The organism is Aeromicrobium sp. (assembly GCF_049586495.1).
Taxonomy (GTDB): domain Bacteria; phylum Actinomycetota; class Actinomycetes; order Propionibacteriales; family Nocardioidaceae; genus Aeromicrobium.
This window is the reverse complement of record NZ_JBAVCB010000025.1, coordinates 1-9,797: the sequence shown is the minus strand read 5'-3', so window position 1 is coordinate 9,797 and position 9,797 is coordinate 1. Positions and strand designations below refer to the sequence as shown.

Here is a 9,797-nt window from a genome sequence, read left to right as displayed (position 1 = left end):
CCTGGGGTTGCTGTGGCCGCGGCTCAGCTCCAGAATCGGGCAGGTCGTTGCTCTGGTGGGCGCCGCCGTCGCCACAGGACTCATCCCCGTCACACCTGCGGGTGCGCCGGTCATCGTTGGCGGTGCGGTCGCAGTTGGGCTGGGTCTGTTGTGGCGCACTGAGGTCACGCCATGACGGCCGTGTGGGTCGGCATAGCGCTCAGCGCCGCCGGATGCTTCGCCTTCAAGCTGGCCGGGATGTCAGTGCCTGAGCGCGTGCTGGCGCACCGGCTGACGGTGCGCATCTCGGACCTGATCCCGGTTGGCCTGCTCGGAGCGCTCATCGCGGTGCAGGTGCTGGCCGACGGCACCCGCGTGTCGGTCGACGCCCGCCTGGCCGCCCTCGGCGTTGCCGCGGTGCTGCTGTGGCTGCGAGTTCCGTTTCTGCCGATGGTGACCCTGTCGGCCGCCTCGGCCGCCCTGCTGCGCCAGCTCTAGGCCAACGACTAGAGGTCGAGGACGGTGTCGAGTCCGACGCAGAGACCGGGACGAGTGGAGACGGCGCGGACGGCGGCCACCACACCGGGCATGAAGGACACCCGGTCGTGGGAGTCGTGGCGGAGCGTGAAGGTCTCCCCCGCTCCCCCGAGCACGACCTCTTGACTCGCGACATACCCGCGAGCCCGCAGGGCGTGCACCGGGATGCCGGCGACCGTCGCACCGCGGGCGCCGTCGGGATCAGTCTGGGTGGCGTCAGGCAAGGCCGGCGAACCGGCCGCCGCGCGCGCCGCCGCGATCACCTCGGCCGTGCGGGTGGCCGTTCCCGACGGCGCATCGACCTTGTCGGGGTGATGCATCTCGATGACCTCGACGGACTCGAAGAACGGTGCGGCCTCCGCCGCGAACTTCATCATGAGCACCGCACCGATCGAGAAGTTCGGCACGATCAGCACGCCGATCTGCGGATCGTCGCCCAGCAGGTGCCGGACCTGCGCGATCCTGGAGTCGTCGAAGCCACTGGTGCCGACGACGACGTGGACGCCCTGGGAGATGCACTCACGCACGTGGTCGAGCGCGACGTCGGGCTGGGTGAAGTCAAGGGCGACGTCGGCCGACGACAGCGCGTCGAGCGAGTCCTCGACGTCAATCTCGGCGCAGACCTCCAGGCCGTCGGCGGCACGGAGTGCCTGCACCGACTGAGAGCCCATGCGCCCCTTGGCGCCCAGCACCGCGACCCGTTGTGTCATGTCCCTCAGCCTATCGACGAGATCACGTCGGCGAGCACGGCGACACCGGCCTCGACCTCGACGAACGAGGTGGACAGCGGCGAGAGGCCGAGACGGATCAGATCGGGCTCGCGGAAATCCGGCAGCACGCCACGGGCGGTGGCGGCGGCTGTCACCTGACGCGCCTGCGGGTGGCGGATCGTCACGTGGCCACCGCGACGGGCCGCATCTCGGGGAGTCACCGTGTCGAGTCCGTGCGCCTCGATCAGACCCAGCGCGAAGGACGTCAGCGCGACCGACTTGGTTCGAATGGCCTCCGTGCCGGCCTCGGCGGTCAACCGCGCGCCTTCCTGGACCGCGATCATCCCGCCGACGGGAGGCGTTCCCGACAACATCTTGCGCATCGACGGTGCCGCCTCGTACTGCTCACCCATCGCGAACAGGTTGGCTGCACTCCACCACCCCTCGATCGGCTGCCGTGCGGCCGCCAGGTGCTGCTCGGCGACGTAGAGAAACGCTGGCGCGCCAGGCCCGGCGTTGAGGTACTTGTAGGTGCAGCCGACCGCGAGGTCGATCCCCGCACCATCCAGATCGATCGGCAGCGCGCCGACCGAGTGGCACACGTCCCACAGCGCCAAGGCGCCCGCCGCATGGATCTGGTTGGTCAGTGTGGCCACGTCGAGCAGCAGACCACTGCGGTAGTCAACATGATTCAGCACGACGACAACCGTGCGTTCGCTGACGATCTGCGTCAGGTCGGTCGGGTCGTCGACGAACGTGACGTCGAGGCCACGCGCCTTGGCGACCGCCTCGACCAGGTATCGGTCAGTCGGGAACCCGGCCCGCTCGACCACGATCTCCGAGCGGCCCGGACGCAGGTCGATGGCGGTGTGCAACAGCTTGTACAGCGACACCGACGTCGAGTCCGCCATGATGGTCTGCCCGGCCGCTGCTCCCATGAGCGCCCCGACCTCGTCGCCCACCACGGTTGGCAGGTCGACCCACCGATCAGCCCACCCTCGGATCAGGTCGCGCCCCCACTCCTCGCGCACGAAGGACTCGAGCCGGTCGCGGGTGGCGAGCGGCAACCGGCCCAGGGAGTTGCCGTCGAAGTAGGCGATGAGATCGTCCTCGATCACGAATCTGTCGCGGAACGAGGCCAACGGGTCGGCTGCATCGAGTTCGGCTGCGGTGGTCATCGAACGATCCTCTCGCGACGAGAGGGCCACATGCAGGACGCCCCCACCCGACGAGCGGGTGGGGGCGTCCATCGAGCTGGGGTGGATCAGGCGTCGACCGGTGCCGGCTCCTCCTCGGCCGCGGCGGGCGCGTCCTCGGGGACCGGGATGAGCGAGATCTTGCCGCGGTCGCCGAGCTCGGCGATCTGGACCTGGATCTTCTGACCGATGGACACGACGTCCTCGACGTTGTTGACCCGCTGGCCGCCGTTGAGGTCACGCAGCTTGCTGATGTGCAGCAGGCCGTCCTTGCCGGGGCTCAGCGCGATGAACGCACCGAAGTCGACCACCTTGACGACGGTGCCGAGGTAGCGCTCGCCGACCTCGGGCATCGTCGGGTTGGCGATCTGGTTGATCGCGTCGCGGGCGGCCTCGGCCGCGCCGCCGATACCTGCCACGTAGACCGTGCCGTCGTCGTCGATCGAGATCTTCGCGCCGGTGTCAGCCTGCAGCTGGTTGATGATCTTGCCCTTCGGCCCGATGACCTCGCCGATCTTGTCGACGGGGATCCGGATCGTGAGGATCTTCGGTGCGTGGGGGCTCATCTCGTCGGGCTCGTCGATGGCCTCGGCCATGACGTCCAGGATCGCGAGGCGGGCGCCCTTGGCCTGCGTCAGCGCGCCACCAAGGATGTCAGCGGGGATGCCGTCCAGCTTGGTATCGAGCTGCAACGCCGTGATGAACTCACGCGTTCCGGCGACCTTGAAGTCCATGTCGCCGAAGGCGTCCTCGGCTCCCAGGATGTCGGTGAGCGTGACGAACTTCTGCTCGCCGTCGACCTCACCGGAGATGAGACCCATCGCGATGCCAGCCACTGCTGCGCGCAGCGGCACGCCGGCGTTGAACAGGCCGAGCGTCGAGGCGCAGACCGAGCCCATCGAGGTGGAGCCGTTTGAGCTGAGCGCCTCGGACACCTGACGGATCGCGTACGGGAACTCCTCACGCGTCGGCAGCACAGGCAGCAGGGCCCGGCCGGCGAGCGCACCGTGACCGATCTCGCGACGCTTGGGCGAGCCCACGCGTCCGGTCTCACCGGTGGAGAACGGCGGGAAGTTGTAGTTGTGCATGTAGCGGCGCGTGGTCTCGGGCGAGAGCGTGTCGAGCTTCTGCTCCAGGTCGAGCATGTTCAGCGTGGTGATGCCCATGATCTGGGTCTCGCCGCGCTGGAACAGCGCTGATCCGTGGACGCGGGGCACGATGCCGACCTCGGCGCTCAGCGCGCGGATGTCGGCAAGGCCACGGCCGTCGATGCGGACGTGGTCGCGCAGCGTGCGCTCACGCACGACCGACTTGGTGACGGCGCGGACAGCCGCGCCGATCTCCTTCTCGCGACCCTCGAACTGAGCGCCGATCTGGTCGAGGACGTCGGCCTTGATCTCGGACTCGCGCTCTTCGCGGTCAGCCTTGTGCAGGATCGTCATGGCCTCGGCCAGCTTGTCCTTGGCAGCGGACTCGACGGCGGCGTACACGTCGTCCTCGTAGTCCAAGAAGATCGGGAAGTCGCGGACCGGCTTGGCGGCGGTCTCGGCGAGCTTGCTCTGCGCCTCGCACAGCTGCTTGATGAACACCTTGGCGGCGTCGAGGCCACCGGCCACGACCTCCTCGGTGGGAGCCTGCACGCCCGACTGGACGAGGTCCCAGGTCATCTCGGTGCTCTCGGCCTCGACCATCATGATCGCGACATCGCCCTCGGCGGTGATGCGACCGGCAACGACCATGTCAAAGACGGCGTTCTCGAGCTGGGTGTGCGTCGGGAAGCCGACCCACTGGCCATCGATCAGGGCGACGCGGGTGGCGCCGACCGGGCCGGTGAATGGCAGGCCCGAGATCTGGGTGGAGGCGGACGCGGCGTTGATGGCCAGCACGTCGTACGGGGCGTCGGGGTTGAGCGCCAGCACGGTGATGACGACCTGGACCTCGTTGCGCAGGCCCTTCTTGAAGGTGGGGCGCAGCGGCCGGTCGATCAGGCGGCAGGTGAGGATCGCGTCCTCGCCCGGGCGGCCCTCACGACGGAAGAACGAGCCGGGGATCTTGCCCGCGGCGTACATGCGCTCCTCGACGTCGATCGTCAGAGGGAAGAAGTCGAAGTGATCCTTGGGGTGCTTGCCAGCCGTGGTGGCTGACAGCAGCATGGTGTCCTCGTCGAGGTAGGCCGCGACGGCGCCAGCAGCCTGCTGGGCGAGCACGCCGGTCTCGAAGCGGATGGTGCGGGTACCGAAGGAGCCGTTGTCGATGACGGTTTCAGCGGTGTGCAGTGTGGGTTCGGACATGAATGTCCCTTCCGCAGGCGAACGCCTGCAACTCGGTTGCGCAGGCGATGCCTGCTGCTAGGGGACGAGCGCCGCGGTGACCTCGATGGCGGGCAGGTGCCGGTCTTCGATCGAGGCCCGCGGAGATGTTCCGAAAGCCACTACCGAGGACCGAGCGCGGATCGCAGGTGCGATGCCCGACGGCGTCTCGTCGTGATTCTGAGTTTCTCAGAGTGATGGGTGTTCAGTTGTGATGATACGAGCGAGGCGGCCACTCCCGGAGTTGAATCGCGGGGAATGACCGCCTCGTCGTGTCAGCGGCGCAGGCCGAGTCGCTCGATGAGCGAGCGGTAGCGCTCGATGTCGTTGTTCTGCAGGTAGTTCAGCAGGCGACGACGCTGTCCGACGAGCAGCAGCAGTCCGCGGCGGCTGTGGTGGTCGTGCTTGTGATCTTGCAAATGACCGGTGAGGTGCGCGATGCGACCGGTGAGCAGTGCAACCTGGACCTCGGGAGATCCCGTGTCGCTGTCGCTGAGCGCGTACGCCTTGATGATGTCTGCACGGGCCATGTCAGTGACAGTGGGGGCAGCAGTCTTCTTCGACACTTTTCTCCTGAGTGGTTTCGTTGCACGGTGCGCCCGGGCATGTTCTCCGGGGCTCTCTCGATCCGTGGCCGATCTACGGCGAATCCCAGAATATCAGCGCGTACCCGCCGAAAGCGAATCGCGGTGGGGGCTCCCACCTAGGCTGGGAACATGCTCGTCCGAGGTGTCGTCTGCTCGGTCGCCGCGCTCGTCGCGCTCACGTCGGCGTGCACGAGCGACGCCCCATCTGTGGCTCGACCCACCGCCGCTCCGCAGGAGACCGCCACGACCGAGCCGAGTCCGGCGCCACTGACTGGGCGCTACGTCGCCATCGGCGACTCGTTCTCGGCCGGACCCGGCATCTCGCCCATCGATCAGGAGTCCGGGTTCTGCCTGCGCTCGACGGCCAACTTCCCGTCCTTGGTGGCTGAGCAGCTGTCGAAGTCCCTGACCGACGTCAGCTGCTCGGGGGCGAGCACCACGACCGTCCTCGAGGGCGCAGACGGCCCGCGCGGCACCGTGGAACCGCAGATCGATGCGGTCACTGCGGACACCGACCTGGTCACGATAGGTCTCGGCGGCAACGACGGTGGCTTGTTCCAGACGCTGATCCAGTCGTGCGTGGAAGGAGCGGCGGCGTGCCAACAGTTCGTGTCCGCTCAGGCGCCCGCCGTGCTGGCCACGACCACGGACCGTCTCGCACGGTTGCTGCGGTCGGTGACCTCCCGTGCCCCGGACGCCACGGTTGCGCTCGTCGGCTATCCGCGCTTGTCGCCCGCCACCGGCAGCTGCGCCGCAGCCGGGATCGACGCGTCGGCTCAAGACCTCGTGCGAAGCGCCGAGATCCTGCTTGACGACGCGCTGCGCGCTGCCGCCGAGGCCGCCAGCGTGCAGTTCGTGTCCCTGCGGGACGCCTCGACTGGTCACGACGCGTGCGCAGGATCGCAGGCCTGGACCAATGGCGACACCGCGGCGAACGGCGACGGTATCGTCTTCCATCCCCGCGCCACCGGCATGCGGGCCATCGCCGCCGTTGTCGCCCGAGCCCTGTCCTAGCGGGTCAGAGTGCCCGGCGGGTGGCGGCAACGTCGTCGGCCATCTGGGCGAGCAGGGCATCGACGCCGTCGAAAGCCACCATGGGGCGCAGGTGATCGACCAGCTCGACGCGGATGGTCTCGCCGTACAGCTCGAGATCCGAGCGGTCGAGCACGTAGGACTCCACGCGACGCTCGTGCTCCCCAAAGGTGGGATTGGTGCCGATCGAGATGGCCGCCGCCATGGCATCGCCACCGGCGCGGACCACCCGCCCGGCATAGACGCCATCAGGTGGCACGGCGTAGGAGTCGTCGATGGGCGTGTTGGCGGTCGGGTAGCCCAGCTCGCGGCCGCGCTGCTGCCCTCGGAGGACCTCACCGACCACTTCATGTGGGCGACCCAGAACATGGGCAGCCTCGCGCATCTGGGCATCGGCGACCAGAGAGCGGACTCGGGTGGACGACCACGGCTCACCGGAGCCGACCAGAGCCAGTCCCTCAGCAGTGAATCCGTGCGACGTCCCAAGATCGGACAGACTCGCGACGTCGCCAGCGGCTCGCGCACCGAATCGGAAGTTCTGTCCCACCACCACGGCGCGGACCGACAGTGCGTCGACGAGGGCGCGCCGCACGAACTCCTCGGGCGACCAGGCGGCCATCTCGGGCGTGAAGGCCAGAACGCGCACTTCGTCTGCGCCGTGCTGCTGCAACAGCTCGACCCGACGCTCCATCGTGGTGAGCGCCTTGGGCACGCGGTCCGGCGCGAAGATCGCGGTGGGATGCGGGTCGAACGTGACCGCCACGACAGGTAGCCCAGCCTCTCGGGTCCGCGCGAGCAACGCCTGGTGGCCGCGATGGACGCCGTCGAAGGCACCGATGGTCACGGCCGAGGGCTCGCGACGCGGCGCCACGGCGGCGCCTGCCACGTCACGCCAGATGGTCACGACAAAACCCTGTCACACCGTCTGCACCGCAGGGAACACGGTCACAACAATGGACCGAGCGGGCGCAGGATCGCCTCGTAGAGCTTGGCCACCCACGGGCGGCTGTTCCACTCAGCCAAGGTCAGCGGCTTGGCCTTCAACAGATCGTCCTCGAAGATCGCGCGCATGCCCTCGGCGAAGCCGGGGTCGAGGATCTCGAGGTTGATCTCGTAGTTGCCCTGCAGGCTCAGGCGGTCGATGTTCGCCGTGCCGATCGTGGACCACTGACCGTCGATCGTGGCCGTCTTGGCGTGCACCATGTGCCCTTGGTAATGATGGATCTCGACGCCTCCGCGCAGGAGCCGGCCGTAGAAACCCCGCGACAACCAGTCGGTCACCACGTGGTTGGAGACCTTGGGCGTCAGGATTCGTACCTTGATGCCCCTCGACGCCGCCAGCAGCAGTCCTTCGAGGATGTCGTGATCGGGAATGAAGTACGCCGCGGTGATGTCGATCGACTGGTGCGCCCGGTCGATCGCCTCCAGGTACATGGCGCGGATGGGGTAGATCAGCTGGCGCGGCACATTGCGATGGGCGCGGATGCGCGTGTCCCAGGACGACGTGCCGATCGACTTCAGCGGGCCGTGCGGCCGCCTGGCGACCGTGGCGTTGGCGTTCCAGAAGTCGATGAACGCGTTGTCGAGGTCCCACACGGAGCGGCCAGTGACCCGCACGTGCGTGTCACGCCACTCCGTGGCGTACAGGGCGCCCACGTTGTACCCGCCGACGAAGGCCGCAGTGTCGTCGACCACCAAGATCTTGCGGTGGTCGCGCCCCAGCCGTCGCGGGGAGGGCAAGCTCCATCCTCCGTTCCACAAGGGGTACCGGAACACCCGTACCGGCGGCGGGAAGTCGAAGAAGCTGGGCCGCACCACCAGATTGGCAAAACCGTCGTAGACCACACGCACGTCGACTCCGCGCTCTGCTGCTGCGATGAGTGCCTGCTTGAACTCGCGACCGGTCGCGTCGTTCTTGATGATGTAGGTCTCCAGCAGCACGCGCTCGCGAGCTCCGTCGATCGCCTCGATCATGTCCTCGAACAAGCTGGCGCCGTAGGTGTAGGTGGTCAGCTCGCTGCCATCGGCGAGGGTGCAGTCGCGCGGCACGGTGGGCGACAGCTCGTCGACGTTGCTCCCGCGCACCATCCGACGGATGCGATCGGCGCCCATCAGCGAGACGACGGCAACCACCTGCAGCAGCAGGAATCCCACCAGACCTCGTCGGAACAGCTCACGAGTCGATCGGCGCACACCCATGGGGCGACCCTACTGAGTGAGGACGTCAGACGAACACTGATACGGCGCGCGCCGTGCGCCCTCGCTGCTCGTACAGCGCAAGGAATGCCCCCAAGGGGTCGAACAGCGCCACTGGACCGGGGGAACCGAGGTCGATGGCGGTCAGCACCCGTCCGAAGCGGACGTCGGTGGCCTGCTCGGCCGTCAGCGCATAGGTGTTGAACGACTCGCGCGCCGCGGTGTCAAGATCGACGATCGACAGCTCCTGCTCCAGGTCCTCCAGCGTGTGCGCCAGATCGAGACCGAAGCCCCCGACCCGGGTCCGGCGCAACATCGTGAGGTGTCCGCCGACACCCAGGGCAGCACCCAAGTCGCGGGCCAACGCTCGCACGTAGGTGCCGCTGGAGCAGACCACGCGCACGTCGACATCGGTGTTCGTCCCGTGGTCGCCCGCGCCGGACCGCACGCCGGTGATCTCGAACGTCGACACGGTGACCGCACGCGACCTCAGGGCGACCTCCTCACCCGCGCGCACGCGGGAATAGGAGCGCACGCCGTCGACCTTGATGGCTGAGACCGCTGACGGGACCTGGGCGATCTCGCCGGTCAGCGGCAGCACGGCGGCCTCGATGGCCGAGCGCTCGACCGCCGGGGCCGGGACCTCGATCAGCAGATCCCCCTCGGCGTCGTCGGTGACCGTGGTCTGACCGAGGCGGATCGTGGCCAGGTACTCCTTGTCGACCAAGGTCAGATACCCAAGAAGCCGTGTGGCGCGGTTGATGCCGAGCACCAGCACCCCGGTGGCCATGGGGTCCAGCGTGCCGCTGTGTCCGACCTTGCGCGTGCTCGCGATCCCCCGCATGCGACCGACGACGTCGTGCGAGGTGTATCCCGCCGGTTTGTCGACCACGACCAGTCCAGAGACCAGTGCGTCAGGCGCGCTCACTCCTCGGGCGCCTCGTCGGTGGGTTCATCCTTCTTCTTGTACGGGTCTTCCTCACCGGCGTAGGCGGCCCCGGCGGACCGAGCCGCCACCTCTTCGTCCGAAGCCTTGGCCCGGGCCAGCAGCTCCTCGATCTCGCGTGCCGTCTCGGGGACGGCGTCGAGGAAGAACTCCAAGGACGGCGTGATGCGGGTGCCGAGCTGCTTGCCGACCTCCGAACGAATCAGGCCGGTGGCGCTGCGCAACGCAGCAGCAGTCTCGCTGCGCTGCACCTCGTCGCCCATGACGGTGTAGAACACCGACGCCTGCTGGCCGTCACCGGTCAT

General features: G+C 68.1%; 10 protein-coding genes. 2 read left to right on the top strand and 8 right to left on the bottom strand.

Going from position 1 to position 9,797, the window contains the following annotated elements:
- Positions 1-171 precede the first annotated feature (171 nt).
- A complete protein-coding gene (locus tag WB508_RS01330) occupies positions 172-477 on the top strand; it encodes an AzlD domain-containing protein (RefSeq protein ID WP_423843071.1) in 306 nt (101 codons plus the stop codon).
- A gap of 8 nt (positions 478-485) precedes the next feature.
- Here the strand turns inward: WB508_RS01330 and dapB are convergent, their stop codons facing one another.
- The 4 genes from dapB to rpsO all read right to left on the bottom strand — a co-directional run bounded on the left by dapB (position 486) and on the right by rpsO (position 5,261).
- Positions 486-1,226 (bottom strand): 4-hydroxy-tetrahydrodipicolinate reductase, encoded by a 741-nt coding sequence (gene dapB / locus WB508_RS01325; protein ID WP_423843070.1) that lies wholly within the window; start codon positions 1,224-1,226, stop codon positions 486-488.
- Between the two features lie 5 nt (positions 1,227-1,231).
- The gene (locus tag WB508_RS01320; RefSeq protein WP_423843069.1) at positions 1,232-2,404 is read right to left on the bottom strand and encodes a kynureninase; all 1,173 of its coding nucleotides are present in this window, start codon (positions 2,402-2,404) and stop codon (positions 1,232-1,234) included.
- Positions 2,405-2,490: 86 nt separating this feature from the next.
- Positions 2,491-4,713, bottom strand: a complete 2,223-nt coding sequence (locus tag WB508_RS01315; protein ID WP_423843068.1) for a polyribonucleotide nucleotidyltransferase — start codon at positions 4,711-4,713, stop codon at positions 2,491-2,493.
- A gap of 293 nt (positions 4,714-5,006) precedes the next feature.
- On the bottom strand, positions 5,007-5,261 hold the full coding sequence (rpsO, locus tag WB508_RS01310) for a 30S ribosomal protein S15 (RefSeq protein ID WP_423843067.1): 255 nt from the start codon (positions 5,259-5,261) through the stop codon (positions 5,007-5,009).
- A 186-nt stretch (positions 5,262-5,447) separates the two neighbouring features.
- Here rpsO and WB508_RS01305 point away from each other — a divergent pair, with 186 nt between their 5' ends.
- Complete coding sequence (locus WB508_RS01305; RefSeq protein WP_423843066.1) at positions 5,448-6,332, top strand: SGNH/GDSL hydrolase family protein; 885 nt, start codon at positions 5,448-5,450, stop codon at positions 6,330-6,332.
- A gap of 4 nt (positions 6,333-6,336) precedes the next feature.
- Here the strand turns inward: WB508_RS01305 and WB508_RS01300 are convergent, their stop codons facing one another.
- The 4 genes from WB508_RS01300 to WB508_RS01285 form a co-directional block, all read right to left on the bottom strand.
- A complete protein-coding gene (locus WB508_RS01300; RefSeq protein WP_423843065.1) occupies positions 6,337-7,254 on the bottom strand; it encodes a bifunctional riboflavin kinase/FAD synthetase in 918 nt (305 codons plus the stop codon).
- A 41-nt stretch (positions 7,255-7,295) separates the two neighbouring features.
- Positions 7,296-8,549 (bottom strand): phospholipase D-like domain-containing protein, encoded by a 1,254-nt coding sequence (locus WB508_RS01295; RefSeq protein WP_423843064.1) that lies wholly within the window; start codon positions 8,547-8,549, stop codon positions 7,296-7,298.
- Positions 8,550-8,574: 25 nt separating this feature from the next.
- The gene (gene truB / locus WB508_RS01290; RefSeq protein ID WP_423843063.1) at positions 8,575-9,474 is read right to left on the bottom strand and encodes a tRNA pseudouridine(55) synthase TruB; all 900 of its coding nucleotides are present in this window, start codon (positions 9,472-9,474) and stop codon (positions 8,575-8,577) included.
- Positions 9,471-9,797 (bottom strand): ribosome-binding factor A (locus WB508_RS01285; RefSeq protein ID WP_423843062.1); only part of this gene is annotated, 327 nt, incomplete at its 5' end. The genes WB508_RS01285 and truB, both read right to left, overlap by 4 nt.